Origin of the sequence: Paraburkholderia fungorum (genome assembly GCF_003610895.1) — a bacterium.
Taxonomy (GTDB): Bacteria; Pseudomonadota; Gammaproteobacteria; order Burkholderiales; family Burkholderiaceae; genus Paraburkholderia; species Paraburkholderia fungorum_B.
Genome location: NZ_MCAS01000055.1, coordinates 1 through 17596, shown reverse-complemented (window position 1 = coordinate 17596; position 17596 = coordinate 1). Strand labels below are relative to the sequence as shown.

Sequence of the window (17596 nt, the reverse complement as noted above, 5' to 3'; positions counted from 1 at the left end):
TTCGATGCATTCGACGACCCCTCCGCCGAGCGCGAACCGCCGGTGCATCTGATCGGCTTTCCCGGCTGCTATCCGAATGGGTACGCCGAGAAGATGCTGGAACGGCTTACCACCCATCCAAACGTAGGTGCGGTGCTGTTTGTGTCGCTCGGCTGCGAGAGCATGAACAAGCACTACCTCGTCGACGTCGTGCGCGCGAGCGGCCGTCCCGTGGAAGTGCTGACGATTCAGGAAAAAGGCGGCACGCGCAGCACGATTCAATACGGCGTCGACTGGATTCGCGGCGCACGCAAGCAACTTGCCGCGCAGCAGAAGGTGCCGATGGCGCTGAGCGAACTGGTGATCGGCACGATCTGCGGCGGCTCGGACGGCACCAGCGGCATTACCGCGAATCCGGCCGTGGGCCGCGCGTTCGATCATCTGATCGACGCAGGCGCAACTTGTATCTTCGAAGAAACCGGCGAACTGGTGGGCTGTGAGTTACATATGAAAACGCGCGCGGCACGGCCGGATCTCGGCGATGAGATCGTTGCGTGCGTGGCGAAGGCGGCGCGCTACTACTCGATCCTCGGGCATGGCAGTTTTGCGGTCGGCAATGCGGACGGTGGCCTCACCACGCAGGAGGAAAAATCTTTGGGCGCGTATGCGAAAAGCGGCGCGTCGCCGATTGTCGGCATCATCAAACCCGGGGACGTTCCGCCGACCGGCGGCCTTTATCTTCTCGACGTCGTACCCGACGGCGAGCCGCGTTTCGGCTTTCCGAACATTAGCGACAACGCGGAAATCGGCGAACTGATCGCCTGCGGCGCGCATGTGATTCTGTTCACAACCGGACGTGGGTCGGTGGTTGGCTCGGCGATCTCGCCGGTCATCAAGGTCTGCGCGAATCCCGCGACGTACCGCAATCTCGCCGGCGATATGGACGTCGATGCAGGCCGCATTCTCGAAGGCCGCGGCACACTCGACGAAGTCGGCCGGGAAGTGTTCGAGCAAACGGTCGCGGTGTCGCTCGGTGCGGCATCGAAATCTGAAACGCTGGGTCATCAGGAATTCATTCTGACGTACAAGACTTTTGAACCGGTGGGGCCGGCCTGCTTGCCATCGAACGCGGTGCCGCCGCATCAGGTTGTTGCGATCGCGCGGCACTGAGCGAATCCGGCCTATCGACCCTGTCTATCGACGGCGAAGCCGTGATTGATGCAGCGACCGTCAGGGCGGTGGGCAAACATCGTCAGCACGTGTTAAAACATCATAAACAGGAGACGTGGTCCATGACGGCAACGATCGGTTCGAAGATCGAACAGCGGCGCGGCATTGGCCGCCGTGCACTACGAGTGAGCGGATTGGGACTCGGCACGGCGCCTTTGGGCGGCCTCTATCGCGATCTGTCCGACGAAGAAGCGCACGCGACCATTGCCGCTGCGTGGGACGCCGGCGTGCGTTTTTTCGACACTGCGCCACACTACGGTCACACGAAGGCCGAGCACCGTCTGGGCGACGCGCTGCGCGGCTATCCGCGCAGCGAATACGTGCTGTCCACCAAGGTCGGGCGCCGCTTCGTACCGCGCACCACGCCCTACGACGGCAGCGAGGGCTGGCAAGACCCGTTGCCGTTCCAGGCGATCTACGACTACACGCACGACGGCATTCTGCGTTCGTTCGAAGACAGCCAGCAACGCCTCGGCATTGTCGATATCGACATTCTTCTCGTGCACGATATCGGCGTTGTCACGCATGGCGACAACAACCCCCATTACTGGCGGCAACTGACCGAAGGCGGCGGCTTTCGCGCGCTCGACGATTTGCGTTCCTCGGGCGCGGTGAAGGCGGTTGGGCTCGGCGTTAATGAAGGCGCGGCCATACTCGACGCGATGGCTGAATTCGATATCGATTGCGCGTTGCTCGCGGGCCGTTATACGCTGCTTGAACAGAGCACGCTCGACGATCTGCTCCCAGCATGTGAACGACGCGGCGTCAGCATCCTGTTAGGCGGCGCGTTCAATTCGGGCATTCTGGCGCGCGGCGTCGGCGGCGATCTGAAATTCAACTACGGTGACGCGCCGAGCGAAATCATCGAACGCGTCGCGCGGCTCGAAGCGGTGTGCCGCGTGCATGGCGTGCCGCTTGCCGCCGCGGCCTTGCAGTTTCCGTATGCGCATCCGGCGGTCGCCACGGTGTTGACCGGCGCGCGCAGTGTCGGCGAATTGCGTGAGAACGTCGCGTCGTTCGAGTTGCCAATTCCCGCGGAGTTGTGGTCCGCGTTGCGTGACAAGGGCTTGCTCGACAGCCGCGCGCCCGCGCCAGAGGATTGATTTGACGATGCCTATCGACGCGCACCAGCATTACTGGGATCCCGCTCGCGGCGACTATGAGTGGCTCACGCCAGAGCTGAAGATCCTGTACCGGCCGTTTGGTCCCGCCGATCTCAAACCGTTGCGCGAAACAGCGGGCATTGAGCGGACGGTGGTAGTGCAGGCGGCGCCCACTCTCGATGAAACCCGTTACTTGCTGGACGTCGCGCGCAACGAACCCTCGATTGCGGGCGTGGTGGGCTGGGTGCCGTTGCTGTTGCCCAACGCGCCGGCCGTGATCGAAGCGCTTGCACATGAGCCGAAGTTCAAGGGCGTGCGGCCGATGCTGCAGGATTTACCGGACGACTCGTGGATCGCCAACCCGGATCTTGCGCCCGCAATCGACACGTTGATCGCGCACGACCTTGCGTTCGACGCATTGATTTACGCGCGGCATGTCGAATACTTCGAGACTTTTGCGGCACGTTTTCCCGCGTTGCGCATCGTCGTGGATCACGGTGCGAAGCCGCCGATCCGCTACGGTCGCGCGGGTTGGCCAACGTGGGCCGACGCGATTAAGCGGCTTGCTCAACTGCCGCAAGTGCATTGCAAGCTCTCGGGTCTCGTTACGGAGGCCTCACCTGGCTGGACCGAAGAAACGCTGCATCCGTACGTCGATCATCTGCTGAAGTCATTTGGCCCCGCGCGTTTGATGTGGGGCAGCGACTGGCCGGTGCTCGATCTGAACGGCGATTATCTGATCTGGCACTCGGTGGCGAATACGTTGCTCGCGTCTTTGAGCGACGCCGAGCGTGAGGCGGTTTTTGGCGGCAACGCCGCTGCGTTTTATCGGCTTTGATGTGACGAAGATGCGTTGCGAAGACAAGAGAAGCCCATTCAACTGGAGTCGTAGATGACACAAAGACTGGCCGGCAAGACGGCCCTGATCACCGCGGCAGGACAAGGCATTGGTCTCGCCACGGCGGAACTATTCGCGCGCGAAGGCGCGCGCGTGATCGCCACCGATATCCGCATCGACGGACTCGCCGGCAAGCCGGTCGAAGCGCGCAAGCTCGACGTGCGCGACAACGCGGCGATCAAGGCGCTGGCGGCCGAACTCGGCTCGATCGACGTGCTGTTCAACTGCGCGGGCTTCGTGCACGCCGGTAACATCCTCGAATGCAGTGAAGAAGATTGGGACTTCGCCTTCGACCTGAATGCGAAGGCCATGTACCGCATGATTCGCGCGTTTTTACCCGCCATGCTGGAGAAGGGCGGCGGGTCGATCATCAATATGTCGTCGGCGGCGTCGAGCGTGAAGGGTGTGCCGAACCGCTTTGCATACAGCGCGTCGAAAGCCGCGGTGATCGGGCTGACCAAGTCTGTCGCTGCAGACTTCATTACGCGTGGTGTACGCTGTAACGCGATCTGCCCGGGCACGGTGGCTTCACCGTCGCTCGAACAGCGGATCGTCGAGCAGGCCAAGGCGCAAGGCGCGACGCTCGAGGCTGTGCAGGCGGCCTTTGTCGCGCGTCAGCCGATGGGCCGTATCGGCAAACCGGAAGAGATCGCCGCGTTGGCGCTGTATCTCGCATCTGACGAATCGTCGTTTACTACCGGTCACGCGCATGTGATCGACGGCGGCTGGTCGAACTGATGCGCGCGGGTCCCCATTGGACACCCGCTGAAGTAATAACCCGAATGCGACCCGAAACAAGAACCGACTATCACTGAAAGGAAGTGCCAGGATGAAATTGCTTCGCTATGGGCCGAAAGGCCAGGAAAAGCCGGGCTTGCTCGACGCCCAAGGCAAGATTCGCGATCTGTCGAAGGTGGTTGGCGATATCGACGGCGCCACGCTGACCGACGAAAGCCTCGCCAGGCTGCGCGCGCTCGATCCGGCTTCGCTGCCGGTTGTGGAAGGCAACCCGCGTATCGGTCCGTGTGTCGGCAAGATCGGCAAGTTCATCTGTATCGGCCTGAACTACGCGGATCACGCGGCCGAATCGAATCTGCCGGTGCCGTCGGAACCCGTGATTTTCAACAAGTGGACGAGCGCGATCTGCGGCCCGAACGACGACGTGGAAATTCCGCGCGGCTCGAAGAAGACCGACTGGGAAGTCGAACTCGGCGTGGTGATCGGCAAGCCCGCGAAATATATCGACGAAGCCAACGCGCTCGATTATGTCGCGGGTTACTGCGTGATCAACGACGTGTCGGAGCGCGAATGGCAGATCGAACGCGGCGGCACGTGGGACAAGGGCAAGGGCTTTGATACGTTCGGCCCGATCGGTCCGTGGGTCGTGACACGCGATGAAGTGGCCAATCCGCAGAACCTGAGCCTGTGGCTCGAAGTGGACGGCCACCGCTATCAGAACGGCAGCACGAAGACGATGGTATTCGGCGTGGCGAAGCTGGTGTCGTACGTATCGCAGTGCATGAGCCTGCAACCGGGCGACGTGATTTCGACCGGCACGCCGCCGGGTGTCGGCATGGGCGTGAAGCCGAATCCGGTGTTTCTGAAGCCGGGCCAGACGATCCGCCTCGGTATCGAAGGTCTCGGCGAACAAACGCAAAAGACCTACGCGGCCGAGTGATTCGCCCGCCGGTTGAAAAGCGTGGTTGATGCGAAAAGCGAAGGCCGTTCCCGCACGATGCGGGAACGGCCTTTTCTCTTTTTCTTCTAAGCTTCGCGCCTTTCGCTCGCTTAGCCTGCCTGTTCGTGCTCGCCGTTTTCGCTGATGCGATTGATCGTGCCCTGTGCAACCGCGACGAGCTTCTCACGGCCGCCATCCATCACATACACGTTGCACTGGCAGGTTGCCTGAAGCCGGCCCGCGTAGACCACCCTCGCCCGCGCGATCAGTGTGCCGTTCACCACCGGCCGCAGATAGTTGATCTTGTACTCGCCCGTCACGACCTTCGGACCCAGCGACAGCGCGCCAGCGAATGTCAGCGCATTGTCGGCGAGATAGCTGATAACGCCGCCGTGCACGAAGCCATGCTGTTGCCGCAATTCGTCGCGGATCGGCAGGCATAGCGTCAATTCGGTGGTGCCCGTATGCATCAGCTCGGTGCCTAGCAGCATGCTGAAGGGCTGGGCATGCAGTGCGCCGCGCGCCCGGTCGAGGATGTCGGTCATCGTGATTCCTTCGGGTGTCGCCCGTAGTGGCATCTGCACCGGCGTGCATTGTGCAGTCCCTACCCACTCTAGGAAGCGCTGATGCATCGCGTCAAGGTGAATCCAAAATATCTGCGCGGCATTGTTGCGCAAAACAACAAGAATTGCGGAGTTGGCCGAGGAAAAGGGGATGTAAGGCGATCTTTCGGGAAATTGATCTTCAGCAAAGTTCAGGCTTGCCGTTAACCCTGACGTAGGTCCCGTCATTCTTTGCTTTAGGTATTCACGATGTTCAGCAAGATCAAGGTCGCATCCGGCCTGTTGTGTGTTCTGGCCGCGTTCTGCGTTTTTCAGCTTGTCACGGTGGGGCTGGGGTTCTGGTCGCTCACGCGCACGCATGACGACGTGGGCGACCTGTCGAACATTGCCTTGAGGCAGGTGGATGCGGTCAATGAAACGACCCAGCACCTGATGGATGCGCGCATCAACCTCTCGCGCGCCGGTACGCGCATGGTGCGCGGCGGCGGTGAGCCGGCCGACATCGTGCAGCATGCCCGCGAACAGCTGACGGCCGCCGATCAATCCTTCAACGCGTTCATGAGCGCGCAGAAGACCAGCGATGAAAACACGGCACGCGCCACCGCGCTGGCCGAGAAGTACAAGAAGTTGCACGACGCGCTGACGGAGTTGGCGCAGTTTCTCGACTCGAACAATATTCAGGCGTTTCTGGATCAGCCCACCCAGGGCTTCCAGGACGCCTATCTCGGCGAGTCGCATAATTTCGTGCAATTCGGCACGGCGGCGAGCCGGGCGTCGATCGATTCGATCGACAGCCGCATGGCGATGTTCCGCGCCGTCAGCATCGCGATCCTGCTGCTCCTGGTGGCGGGCACGGTCGGCGTGTATGCCGCGCTTCGCAAGGGCGTAGTGGCGCCGCTGGAAGAAGCCGGCCGTCACTTCGACCGCATCGCGCAAGGGCGTCTCGACCAGCCGATCGCTTCGCGTGGCAGCAACGAGATCGGCCGGCTGTTCTCGGGTCTCGCGAAAATGCAGGCGAGCGTGGCGCGTACCGTGCAAACCGTGCGCGAATCCGCCGACTCGATTCACCTCGGTGCCGACGAAATCGCGACCGGCAACGCCGATTTGTCGGCTCGCACGGAAAACCAGGCGGCGTCGCTCGAAGAAACTGCGTCGAGCATGGAGGAATTGACCGCCACGGTGCGCCAGAACGCCGATCACGCTCGCGAAGCCAATGCGCTTGCAGAAACCGCGCTCGAGGCGACCTCGCGCGGCAGCCAGGTGGTCAACGAGGTGGTCGACAAGATGCGCGGCATCGCGCAAAGCTCGGACAAGATCGCCGAGATCATTTCAGTGATCGACGGCATTGCGTTCCAGACCAATATTCTCGCGTTGAACGCGGCCGTCGAAGCCGCCCGCGCGGGCGAGCAGGGCCGTGGCTTTGCCGTGGTGGCGGGCGAGGTGCGCGGCTTGGCCCAGCGTAGCGCGCAGTCGGCCAAGGAAATCAAGACGTTGATCAGCGAATCGGTCGCCGAGATTCAGGGCGGCTCAACGCTGGTCGAGCATGCCGGCGAAGCGATGAGCAACGTTTCCGCGTCGATCTCGCGCGTCACCCAGATGATGGCGGAAATCAGCGCGTCGTCGCTCGAGCAGAGCACGGGCATCGAGCAGGTCAACCAGGCGGTGGTGCAGATGGACGAGATGACGCAGCAGAACGCGGCACTCGTCGAACAAGCCGCTGCAGCGGCAGCTTCACTGCATCAGCAGACGCAGCAACTGAAGGAAGCGGTCTCTGTCTTCGAAATTTCGGAAACTGTGTTGCGGATGCAACAAATGGACGATTTACACGGGCAAACGGCCGCGTTCGGGCTGTCCGGCATACGGGCAATCTGAGTCGGACAGGGGCTGTACAGACCTGGCAGCGGCGCCCCAAAAGAGGGCATCCGCAAAAGAAAATGGCCCGCGAAAGCGGGCCATTTTGCATTAGACGCGAGCGCCTAAGGGTGCTTCAAGTACCGGAAGGTACTTAGGCCGGCTGGATGTTCGCAGCCTGCTTGCCCTTCGGGCCTTGCTTAACTTCGAACGTCACCTTCTGGTTTTCCTGCAGGGACTTGAAGCCGCTGCCTTGAACTTCCGAAAAGTGTGCGAAGAGATCTTCACCGCCGTCGTCCGGCGTGATGAAGCCAAAGCCCTTTGCATCGTTAAACCACTTCACAGTACCTGTTGCCATTTTTGATCCAATAAATGTTGTGTGTTGCATTCGCGACCGCTATTTCTCAACGTGAGATCGAGCGCGAAGTGAGAGTTGTATCACGTCTTTATGATGGACGCCAATCAACCCGTATTCGGGTATTCCCCCGATTGGGCCCTTTTGGGGCCCGGAAAGCATTTTGCAGGGATGCTCCGGCCGGTAGGGTAAACTGCTTGTATTACTTTTCCAGGAAAAACATTGACACATTATTTGCAAGAAGAACTTACCTCGTTCTGGAGTCGTTTGACACCTTATCTCGCGATATTGGAGTCGAATTTACCTCAAGAAGGCACCCTGGACCCAGTCGGCCGCATCACGATCGACACCGAAAATCACCAGGCTTTTGCCCTTCACACCACCGATAAAAAGCCGCACGGCGACATCTCGGACACCCCCACCGGACAAAGCGCGACCTACACGCGATTCAAGACTGCCGACGCCGATTGGGGCCCCTGGCAACGCGAAGCATATTGATTGACCGGCCAGTCGGCTTTAATGCCGGTGCCCGGAAGACGGCGGCCGGCGTTCAGCCCGGCAACGCGTCATAGGCGGTCGCGAGGTGATAGGGGGTGGTCGACGGCATGTCGGCACGCGCCACGTCACCGGCGGCCGTTTTGCATTCGAACCAGCCCTGCGGACGCAGGAAGCGGTGCCGGAAAAGCTCGATCTGTTGCGGCAGCGCGGCGAGCACGGCGGGGTCGTCATGGCTCGCCAGGGCACGCAGATATTCTGTCTGAGCCCAGATCCGCTGGGTGGCGTCCTTGATTCGCCCGGTTTCGTCGAGCGAGGCGCATACGCCGCCTGTCTGCGCGTCCACGCCATATTGCTGGGCGAAGCGGAAAGCGCGCGTCAGCGATTCTTCGAGTCCGGTCGCTTCGAATAGCGCGCCCGCCTGCTTGACGAGCCAGAACCACTCGAACTGGTGGCCCGGTTCCAGACGGTTATCTTCCGCGCCAATCGGCAATTCGGCGACGCAGCCAGTCGGCGCATGCACGAAGTGATGCGCGATGGCGCCGGCAAGACGCTGCAGCGCGGCGTCGAAGGCGATGTCGCCCGTGGCGTGGCGAGCTGCCAGCCAGGCTTCGGTGAGGTGCATCAGCGGATTCTGGATCGGCGTGCCGGTCACGCGGGCAAAGTCCGCAGTGAGCGCGGCGTTGAACAGGTCGCCAGCGGCCGCGAAGTGCGACTGAATCAGCGCCGACGTGCGATGCACGACGTCCAGTGCGTCCCTGTTGCCCGAACGGCCGCCATATACCGCACAGGCGAACACGACGAATGCGTGGGTGTACAGGTCTTTGGTGGTGTCGAGCGGCGCACCCTGCGCATCCACGCTAAAGAACCATCCGCCGTGGCGCGTGTCCTGAAAGGTGTGGATCAGCGAGTCGAACAGCACCTGGGCGTGAGCCGCATCGCCCGCTTGCGAGAACACGAACAATTGCCGCGCGCACGCCATCGCCCGGTAGCGTTGCACGGGCAACGGCTCGGGGCCCTCGGCGCTGACCGCTTCGTACGGCAGCTTCAGCGTGGCGTTGAAACCTGGCCCGCGCCACAGCGGCAGCACCACGCGAGTGAAGTGATCACGCAGTGTGGCGGCGGGGGTGATCGTCGAATCGGAAGGGGGCATGCTCTGCATAGTTCGGTCGGTCAAAGGCGGTCATCAATGCGGTCATTCAAGGTGCCTGCGGACTTGGCTTGTCGCACTCAGGGCACCGGCGTGCGGCCAAGCATAAAGCAAACCGCTGCCGGTGGCACCCCGCCGCAGTTATGCAATACGCATCAAATAATTTCAGATAAGGAGGAACAACAATGTTGGGGAACCTTGAACTCATTTCCCGTCTGGTGCTGGCCGCCGCGCTCGGCAGCGTAATCGGCTTCGAGCGCGAACGGCTTTCATGGGCCGCGGGGTTGCGCACGCATATGCTGGTTTGCGTGGGTTCGGCGCTCATTATGATCGTGTCGGCCTATGGCTTCGCCGAAGTGCTGACGGGCGACCATGTCGTGCTCGATCCGTCCCGGATGGCCGCTCAGGTAGTCTCAGGCATCGGCTTTCTTGGCGCGGGTTCGATCCTGCTGCGCGGCGAGATTGTGCGCGGACTGACGACGGCGGCAAGCCTCTGGTCGGTCGCGGCGATCGGGCTGGCGGTCGGCGGCGGGTTGTACACGGCGTCGATTGCCGCGACCATCATCATTTTGATCATCCTTGCCGGGATCAAGCCGCTCGAGCGCCGTTTCATCACGGTCAAGCAACGGCGCCAGCTGACGATGATCGTCGAGCGCGGCACCTTGACCTTCCATTCGCTGCACGACGAACTCGGCGCCGCGAGCCCGCGCGTCAAGCAATTCGTGATGCAACAAAGCGACGACGCGCCGGAATGCGACGAGGTAACCATCACCTTGCACCGCGTGTCGAATACCGAATATGAAGCGATCTGCGCACGCTTGCGTCAGTTGCATGGCGTCAAGCAGTTCCGGCAGGACGAGGCGTCGTCTTAAAAACGGAAAAACGTCGGCGAATGGCTTCGGCTGGGGCGGGCGGCCATGCGACAATGCGGTCTCGAAAAATTCCAACGGCATTGACGAGCGGTGCTCGGCGCCCGCTTTCCGGCGACGACCGCTTTTTTCTCTATGGCAGATTCCGCAGCATCCACGCAGTCCCGGCCTCAGCGCGCCGCTTCGAAGAAGCGGCGTCAGGCCACCGTCTCGACCGAAACTGAAAACAAGCTGGCGCGCGCCGCGCGCTCGGCACAACGTCTCGCGCAACTGAGCGATGCCTCACGCGACGACAGCACGCTCGACCTGTTCCCTGACGATCCCACCCGCGCCACGCTGGAGGCGATGAACATCGACGTCCGGCAGGGCACGCTGCATGGCTTCGAATTACCCGATGTGGTGCTGGCCGCGGTCGGCGTGATCGACGCCGATGGCTTGTCGCTGGAGGCAAGAGCGGCGCGCCGTGCGCCGCGTGCCACGAAGGCCGATGAACCGGTGCCCGTGAATGCGCAATTGAGCGGGCTGGAGACGGAGGCCGTCGAGGCGCCGGCATTGCCGGTCGGCGAGCTGGCTTTCGGGGATGCGCAGGCGCCCGCAGACGCGCCGGCCGAAGAGAAGCCGGCGGCATCGGCGCGTGAGGTGGTCACGCCGCTCACGCCTGCGATGGCGGCGGCGACCGTGGCGCGCAGCGTGACCGCGCTGCGCCAGGCGGCCGAACCGGGCGCCACGACGGCGGATACGGCCGCAGCCACGAGTTCGGGCGGCGTCAAGCCGACTGTGCCGCCGCAGCGCTTTGCGGCGACCTTTGCCAAGGCGACGACGGCCTCGCGAGAAGCCGCCGGGGCTGAAGCCGCGAATGGCGGGGCAACAAATGCCGGAGCCGCGAATGCGGGAGTGGACCGCGCGTCGTCTTCGCCGGAATCCGAAGCTGGAATTGGGCGTTCGTTCTCTTCGCCGGAATCTGAAGCCGGCGCGGTGACTGCCGGGTCGAAGCCGGGCGTCAAGCCGTCGGGCAATGTGGCCGCGTCGTCGGCTACGAGCGCGCCTGCATCTGCATCCACACACGCCAGCGCGGGTTTCGCAACGCCCTCCTTCCGGGAAGCTCAGCGCGCCGAAGCTGCCGCAGCAGCGCTGCGCGCCGCGCCTGAGCTCGACCGCGCGCGGGCGACGGCCTTTGCCGATACCGTCGACGCCCTGTATGGCGTGATTGCCGATCAACGCCACGCGGCGACCGACCATTCACGCCGCATGAAATGGATGTTGTCGATCGTGGTGGGTGCGTTGCTGATGACGGTCGCGATCGGCATCACGCAGACCGTGCTTCTGATGCGCCTGACCCGTGAAACTACCGCCCAGCAGCACCGCATCGAACAGATGATGCAGAACCAGCAGGCCGCCATGGCCAGTCTGCTCGACACTCACATGGCGATGGCCACCGCAGCGGCGGCCACTGCCGCTTCTGATGCAGCGGCAACCGCGGCGCTCCAGCCAGCCGCGGCCGCGCCGGCTCATGTCAAACGCAGCGTGCGAGCCCAGCACGTGCACAAGCCGAAAGCAGCCAATTCGCACTGATCTTCAGTGACCGCCGCGCCGGCGAGAGCCGGCTGCGGCGTCAGACGCCGTCGGTGCCATCCTGGTCAATCATCGCAAAGCGTGACGAGCGCAAAACCCCCGTGCAGCGGGCGGCCGCAGCCACGTACGCTCCAGCAGGCGGAAGTTTTGACCCTCAAATATGAAAAAAGGGACGTTGTCATGATGCGACGCACCATGGACAAAAACCCTGTGGCAACACACCACACCCGGGAAATTGCTGCATTGCACTAGCTTTTTACTAGGGAAAACCCTAAAATGCTTCTTAAGGGAAAACCCTAGCAAATGCAGTAACCAACCGGGAGTCGCCATGAGCTTCATTTTTGCATTGTTCCAAAAGGTCAGCGACCTCTTTGCGTCGCCCCATCTGCCGCTGGATTCGGACTATTCGTATGCAGCGCGTAGCCGCGAAGCAGAGCGCGCGCGCAAAGCGCAAGCTACGTTGTTCGGCATCAAGCTGAGCGACTAAAAGTAAGCTTGTAAGGCCTGAGCGCGGACCACCGCGCATAGGCGCGCACGTTGAGTGCGCTCGTGTCATTGAAGCCACCGCCCGCGAAACGCGAGCCGTGGCTTTTGTTTTTTGGGCGCTTACCGCCTCATTCCTCGTCTTTCCGAATATTTCCCGGCCGAAATGAGTGTAACGGCGGCTGACACGGCGCCGTCCTGCCATTCGGTTGATCCGTCGCGCATCGGCTGCAGACGGGCGGCGAACCCCAAAAAGACGGCATTTCATCCGTCCCTTTCTACGAAACGTGTGCTTACAAGTGCTCACGTCTTCATGCAGTTTGCACCGCTACAGTTGGTTTCAAGCGTACGGCGTCTGGTCCGAACCCGAAATCGCGGTTCGATGCCGACCAAACACGGACGCCGGCTTGATACGAAACTTTTGCATGGGAGGTCACTATGAAAACCTTTAACAAGATGTCGCGTTCGATCATTGCAACCCTGCTGGCAGGCGGCGCGTTGATCGCGGCCGGCAGCGCGTTCGCCCAGGAACGGGTGATCGTTGAGAATGGTCCGGGGCCGGTGGTTTACGGTCAACCTCACCTGATGCCGGTAGACGTGTCGATCAACATCGGCTGGCATGGCGATCGTTACTGGGACGGCCATCGCTACTGGGCCCATGACGAATGGATGCACCATCATCCGCACGACTACGATCCGCACCACCACGACGACCGTCGTCCGCCGCCGCCGCGCTATTAATGCGTGTATGACGGCGCCGCGTGTCGCGGTGTGAAGTTCGCAAAGCCGGTCCTCCTTCACAGGAGACCGGCTTTGTTGCGTTCAGTCTTGCAAAACGGTGCGCTGCGCTATGCTTGAACGCTTTCATCGACGGCAGCGGGAGAGCGGCGTGGACAAGGCAGTCATAGGGGTAGTGGGCACGGGATTGATGGGCGTCGGCATTGCGACGCAAAGTGCATTGCATGGGCACCGGACGATCGTTCACGACGTCGACCCGGCGCGTCTTGCGAGCGTCGCGCCGAAGGCGCAAGCGGTGCTCGACGAACTGATCGACGCCGGACGCATCGATGACACCGCCAAACAGGCGGCACTCGCACGCATCGAGACACATGCGCAACTCGAGGTCATGGCTTCGGCGCAATTCGTTATCGAGGCGATTCCCGAGGTGCTTGAACTGAAGCATCGCCTGTATGCGTCGCTAGCCGGGTTGATGGCGGACGATGCAATCCTCGCGAGCAATACCAGCGGTTTTCCGCCTGATCAACTAGCCACTCCGTTGCGCGCGAAGGAGCGTTTTCTGATCGCTCACTTCTGGAATCCGCCGCACATGATTCCGCTTGTCGAAGTGGTGCCGGGCACTGCTACCGCGCCGGAAGTCACCAGGCAGACCGCCGCGTTGATGAGTGCAATCGGTATGGAGCCCGTGGTGCTGGCAAAAGCGATTCCGGGCTTTGTCGGCAACCGGCTGCAGTTCGCGGTGCTGCGCGAGGCGTTGAACATCGTGCGCTCGGGGGCCGCCACGCCCGACGTGGTCGATCGGGTCATGAAGGCGTCGCTTGGACGCCGATGGGGGATTGTCGGACCGTTCGAGGGCGCGGACATGGGCGGCCTCGACACCTTCCTCGACATCTCCACACATCTGATGCCGGAACTCGCGAAAGACGAAGACGTGCTTGATCTGCTAAGAGCGCAGGTCAACGCGGGGCGCGTCGGCGTGCGCAGCGGTGCTGGTTTCTATGAATGGGACGAGGCACATCTGGCGCGAGTCAAGGAAGGCCGCAAGCAGGTGATTGGTCGCGGTTAGTGACGTTGCGGGTGCATCTGGCTTAACAAGTATCTGGTCACCACGGGCCCGGATGGACAGACGCAGGACCTCTGGTATGTCGGTGCCGCACCCGACCCGCACGCGCTTGCGATGGCACCTTTTACGTTGCCAACGATGTACCAGACAAGCACCACTCAGCAGGCCGGGACGTCTGGCGTGATTTCGGCGGGCAATTCGATCTCGCTTACCGCCGGATCCCTGTCGAACAAGGATGGGCAGATCACCGCGCAAGGCAATGTCACGCTCAACGTTCACGTTCAGTCGCTAGGCAACGGCGCCGTCGCGCCCACTGCGGCCGCGCAGACGACCATTACCGCCGATCCAACGCAACTCGCATCACTGGGCACGATCGCTGAACGAGGATTGGTGACTACTGGTATCGACACGGCGGTGTATGGAGGCAGCTTCGGTCGAGCATTTGGGAACAGCATGATCGGCGACCTCGGGATGGTGGGCGCCGGCGCGATCGGTGCGGCTTCGACCGACAAGTCTTCGGTTTTTGCGGAGGGTAGTCCGGGTTGTGTGCTTGCGCACGCAGACCATCTCCGGGCCGCTTCAGGCGCTTATCAATAGGTCGGGAGGATCGATTCGAGTGTACGATCCCGGCACCGGTAAGTTCACGCCGTGGGGTAAGTCATGAGGAACCTCGAATGAGATTTAAAGATCCGGTCTGCGTCAACGTGTTAAGTCCGCTGTCGCTACGCTCTCCAATGGACTTTCTCAGGGCCGTGCGCACCTATGAGGAGGTGTTTCCGAATGTCCTCCCAGAAAAATGGGGATGGTGGGAACCGCTCAATCAAACGTTCGATGCACAAAATGTCGAGGCCCTCGTTCCTGCCGCAGGAACATGTGAAACGGTTTTCTGGCAACGTAAGAAGTATCCAAAAGCCGAGGGGGCGTTCTCTGTCCGATGGTGTAGCAAGTCGCCTATGGTCAACGATACACACTCAAACATTGACTTGACTTTGGAACTGGCGGAGGTGGAGCAGGACTCACTTGTTCATGCCTTGGAAACATTGAGCGTACGTACGGAAGCAGACATCGCTATTCTTGATGTTGCGAATGCACGGTACAAGGACTTTGCATTCGACAGTGCGTCTACCCCATTTGGCGAACGCTTCATGCTTGTGACGCACGTACTGCGTCATTGGCTGCCGGACGTGTTTTGGGGAACCGTCTTCGGCCCTCCCTATGTTCAGCTATTTGGCAAGGATCGACTGATGAGTGCGCCAGCAGCGGTCGTGAAGGAACTCGGAGAAGAAATGATTTATCTTCAGTTGACCGACAAGCTAGCCGATACAATTTACAATTTCGATGCGGTGCTGGCCAGTCGTTCAGCGGTCAAGGCGCATCTGGCTGTTGATGCCTTTTTTCAATCCGAACGTGCCTACGACCGGGCCGAGAAAGGACCGACGGGCGACCTTTTCGTCACTCCCGAGTTTCAGTTGCGCGTAGACGAAAAAGAATAGGCAGGATGTGCTGCGCTCTGTGCATGTATCTGGACTTCAGAAACCGACTCCCCCGCGCACACTAAAAAAACCTGGTCGGAACACTGTCGGTGAGCCAGACCCCATTCTCCGCCAGAAAAAATTTGAAACCTTCCCGATACATGCGCAAGGCTTGAATCTCAAGAATCACAGGACTGCCGTATCGCTTTCCCACCGCGAGGGCAGTTGATTCATCCGCCGAGAGATGCACATGGTGACGAGCGCCTGCCTTCAACCCTTGCTCACGAATCGATTCGAGAAAACGCGTTGCGGTTCCGTGATAAAGCGTTTCTGGCGGCTCTGTCTCGACATACTCGCGTTGTACGGCAGGCGTCGAATGTCCTTGTACCGCGCGAATACGTGCACCATCTTCGGATATGGCAAAACGTTTCTTGTCGTTAGTCGATACGACGGCGTGGATGATGGCCCGGTCGAGTGTTCGACCCTGCTTGGCCGCTCCTGCAATGAGGCTCTCGATATCGGCCCAACCTTCCGTGTCGAGTTGCAGGCCGATGCTCTGCGGTTCATGGCGGAGTACGTAGCTTAAAAATTTGCTGATCTCGTTGAGTTGCTTACTGTCTATGTCCATTCTTCGATGTTCCGTGAGATTTACCCCGAGCGATGTCCGATCTACGCGGAGCTGTTGCAAGCCCGTGTAGATCGATATACAGCCTACAGGCTGTAAATGAAATATACAGGCTTAAACCTGTCAATCGGGCCTGTCATTAATTTCGTGTTCAAGGCATATCATTCTCCCCAGGAGAACCTATGCCTCGCAAACCGAAAGCTACGCCGGCAGAACTGCCGGTGATCCCCGCTGAGCTGCTTGAGAAGTTCGGCAACGGGCCGATGACGGCCGAAGCGATCAACGCCGCGACGTTGTCCTTGAAGAAGGCGCTGATCGAGCGGGCGCTGGGTGGCGAGATGAGCCATCATCTCGGCTACACGTCCGGTGCTGCAAAGCCCGCGGCCGTCACCAATCAGCGCAATGGCACGGGCGCCAAGACAGTCCTGACCGAGGACGGTCCGATCCGTATCGAGATCCCACGCGATCGCGACGGTAGTTTCGAACCGCTGCTGATTCCCAAGCACGAACGGCGCTTCACGGGTTTCGATGACAAGATCGTCGCCATGTATGCCCGGGGTATGACCGTGCGTGAGATACAAGGCTTTCTGCTCGAACAGTATGGCACCGACGTCTCGCCTGATTTCATCAGCTCGGTTACCGACGAGGTCATGGCCGAAGTGACGGCCTGGCAGGGCCGCCCGCTTGAGCCGATGTATCCGGTGGTGTTCTTCGACGCATTGCGGGTCAAGATCCGCGAAGACGCCGTGGTGCGCAACAAGGCGATCTACCTTGCGCTGGGCATTCTTCCCGACGGCACACGCGATATCCTCGGCCTGTGGATCGAGAACACCGAGGGCGCCAAGTTCTGGATGAAGGTGTTCAACGACCTCAGGACGCGCGGCGTCAACGACATCCTGATCGCCGTCACCGATGGTCTGAAGGGTATGCCCGAGGCGCTGGCGGCAGTGTTTCCGGCCACCACGCTGCAGACCTGCATTGTTCACCTGATCCGCAACAGCCTCGATTACGCGAGCTGGAAGGACCGCAGGGGCCTGGCCGCAGCGATCCGCCCGATCTACACCGCGCCCAGCGCGGAAGCGGCGCAGGCGGAACTCGATGCATTTGCTGATGGGCCATGGGGGCAGAAATTCCCGCCGGTCAGCGCGGCGTGGCGCAACGCCTGGGATCGCGTAATTCCGTTCTTTGCGTTTCCACCGTCGGTTCGCAAGGTGATATACACGACGAACGCCATTGAGAACATCAACTCGCAGTTGCGCAAGATCATCAAAACGCGGGGCCACTTCCCGACCGACGAGGCTGCGACGAAGCTCATCTGGCTTGCATTGCGTAACATCACTGCCGATTGGGGGCGTGCGGCTCATGACTGGAAGGCCGCCATGAACCAGTTCGCCATACTTTATGAGGACCGATTCGTTCGACCATCCGTGTAATTCTCAACCCGCCTTGAACACGGAAATTCTGACACCCCC

19 protein-coding genes are annotated in these 17596 nt (G+C 61.1%); 15 read left to right on the top strand and 4 right to left on the bottom strand.

The genetic code is table 11. From position 1 onward, the window contains the following. The 5 genes from BCY88_RS33910 to BCY88_RS33890 all read left to right on the top strand — a co-directional run. Positions 1 to 1149, top strand: a 1149-nt coding sequence (locus BCY88_RS33910) for a UxaA family hydrolase (RefSeq protein WP_120348465.1), incomplete at its 5' end; no start/stop codon positions are given. A gap of 122 nt (positions 1150 to 1271) precedes the next feature. Then, the gene (locus BCY88_RS33905; RefSeq protein WP_120348464.1) at positions 1272 to 2312 is read left to right on the top strand and encodes an aldo/keto reductase; all 1041 of its coding nucleotides are present in this window, start codon (positions 1272 to 1274) and stop codon (positions 2310 to 2312) included. A 7-nt stretch (positions 2313 to 2319) separates the two neighbouring features. After that, a complete protein-coding gene (locus BCY88_RS33900) occupies positions 2320 to 3150 on the top strand; it encodes an amidohydrolase family protein (protein ID WP_120348467.1) in 831 nt (276 codons plus the stop codon). A gap of 54 nt (positions 3151 to 3204) precedes the next feature. After that, positions 3205 to 3948: an SDR family oxidoreductase gene (locus tag BCY88_RS33895; RefSeq protein WP_120348463.1), complete on the top strand. Its 744-nt coding sequence runs from the start codon at positions 3205 to 3207 to the stop codon at positions 3946 to 3948. A 91-nt stretch (positions 3949 to 4039) separates the two neighbouring features. After that, positions 4040 to 4888: an ureidoglycolate lyase gene (locus tag BCY88_RS33890; protein ID WP_120348462.1), complete on the top strand. Its 849-nt coding sequence runs from the start codon at positions 4040 to 4042 to the stop codon at positions 4886 to 4888. A gap of 110 nt (positions 4889 to 4998) precedes the next feature. On the opposite strand, the gene BCY88_RS33885 is transcribed toward BCY88_RS33890, so the two are convergent. Next, a complete protein-coding gene (locus tag BCY88_RS33885; protein WP_120348461.1) occupies positions 4999 to 5433 on the bottom strand; it encodes a PaaI family thioesterase in 435 nt (144 codons plus the stop codon). A 267-nt stretch (positions 5434 to 5700) separates the two neighbouring features. Between BCY88_RS33885 and BCY88_RS33880 the strand changes: the two genes are divergently transcribed. Continuing rightward, the gene (locus BCY88_RS33880) at positions 5701 to 7323 is read left to right on the top strand and encodes a methyl-accepting chemotaxis protein (protein WP_120348460.1); all 1623 of its coding nucleotides are present in this window, start codon (positions 5701 to 5703) and stop codon (positions 7321 to 7323) included. A 133-nt stretch (positions 7324 to 7456) separates the two neighbouring features. Here BCY88_RS33880 and BCY88_RS33875 read toward each other — a convergent pair whose 3' ends face one another. After that, positions 7457 to 7660 (bottom strand): cold-shock protein, encoded by a 204-nt coding sequence (locus BCY88_RS33875; RefSeq protein WP_007178724.1) that lies wholly within the window; start codon positions 7658 to 7660, stop codon positions 7457 to 7459. Positions 7661 to 7879: 219 nt separating this feature from the next. Here BCY88_RS33875 and BCY88_RS33870 point away from each other — a divergent pair, with 219 nt between their 5' ends. Beyond that, positions 7880 to 8155, top strand: coding sequence for a hypothetical protein (locus BCY88_RS33870; protein WP_120348459.1), 276 nt, complete (start codon positions 7880 to 7882; stop codon positions 8153 to 8155). A gap of 52 nt (positions 8156 to 8207) precedes the next feature. On the opposite strand, the gene BCY88_RS33865 is transcribed toward BCY88_RS33870, so the two are convergent. Continuing rightward, positions 8208 to 9314 (bottom strand): AGE family epimerase/isomerase, encoded by a 1107-nt coding sequence (locus BCY88_RS33865; RefSeq protein WP_120348458.1) that lies wholly within the window; start codon positions 9312 to 9314, stop codon positions 8208 to 8210. 173 nt (positions 9315 to 9487) lie between these two features. On the opposite strand from BCY88_RS33865, the gene BCY88_RS33860 reads away from it, so the two are divergent. The 7 genes from BCY88_RS33860 to BCY88_RS33835 all read left to right on the top strand — a co-directional run bounded on the left by BCY88_RS33860 (position 9488) and on the right by BCY88_RS33835 (position 15520). After that, positions 9488 to 10174 carry an MgtC/SapB family protein gene (locus BCY88_RS33860; protein ID WP_120348457.1) on the top strand — a complete coding sequence of 229 codons (687 nt, stop codon included), beginning with the start codon at positions 9488 to 9490 and terminating at the stop codon, positions 10172 to 10174. Between the two features lie 132 nt (positions 10175 to 10306). Then, a complete protein-coding gene (locus BCY88_RS33855) occupies positions 10307 to 11743 on the top strand; it encodes a hypothetical protein (RefSeq protein ID WP_120348456.1) in 1437 nt (478 codons plus the stop codon). A gap of 328 nt (positions 11744 to 12071) precedes the next feature. Continuing rightward, positions 12072 to 12230, top strand: a complete 159-nt coding sequence (locus tag BCY88_RS40010; protein ID WP_183081521.1) for a hypothetical protein — start codon at positions 12072 to 12074, stop codon at positions 12228 to 12230. A 434-nt stretch (positions 12231 to 12664) separates the two neighbouring features. After that, entirely contained in the window at positions 12665 to 12967 is a 303-nt protein-coding gene (locus BCY88_RS33850; protein ID WP_120348455.1) for a hypothetical protein, read from the top strand. Between the two features lie 109 nt (positions 12968 to 13076). Beyond that, positions 13077 to 14030: a 3-hydroxyacyl-CoA dehydrogenase family protein gene (locus tag BCY88_RS33845; protein ID WP_183081520.1), complete on the top strand. Its 954-nt coding sequence runs from the start codon at positions 13077 to 13079 to the stop codon at positions 14028 to 14030. A gap of 111 nt (positions 14031 to 14141) precedes the next feature. Continuing rightward, on the top strand, positions 14142 to 14624 hold the full coding sequence (locus tag BCY88_RS33840) for a hypothetical protein (RefSeq protein ID WP_120348454.1): 483 nt from the start codon (positions 14142 to 14144) through the stop codon (positions 14622 to 14624). A gap of 77 nt (positions 14625 to 14701) precedes the next feature. Continuing rightward, entirely contained in the window at positions 14702 to 15520 is an 819-nt protein-coding gene (locus tag BCY88_RS33835; protein ID WP_147408594.1) for a hypothetical protein, read from the top strand. A 61-nt stretch (positions 15521 to 15581) separates the two neighbouring features. On the opposite strand, the gene BCY88_RS33830 is transcribed toward BCY88_RS33835, so the two are convergent. Beyond that, a complete protein-coding gene (locus tag BCY88_RS33830; RefSeq protein WP_120348452.1) occupies positions 15582 to 16127 on the bottom strand; it encodes an RNA 2'-phosphotransferase in 546 nt (181 codons plus the stop codon). 179 nt (positions 16128 to 16306) lie between these two features. Between BCY88_RS33830 and BCY88_RS33825 the strand changes: the two genes are divergently transcribed. Then, complete coding sequence (locus BCY88_RS33825) at positions 16307 to 17557, top strand: IS256 family transposase (RefSeq protein WP_120342987.1); 1251 nt, start codon at positions 16307 to 16309, stop codon at positions 17555 to 17557. Positions 17558 to 17596 lie beyond the last annotated feature (39 nt).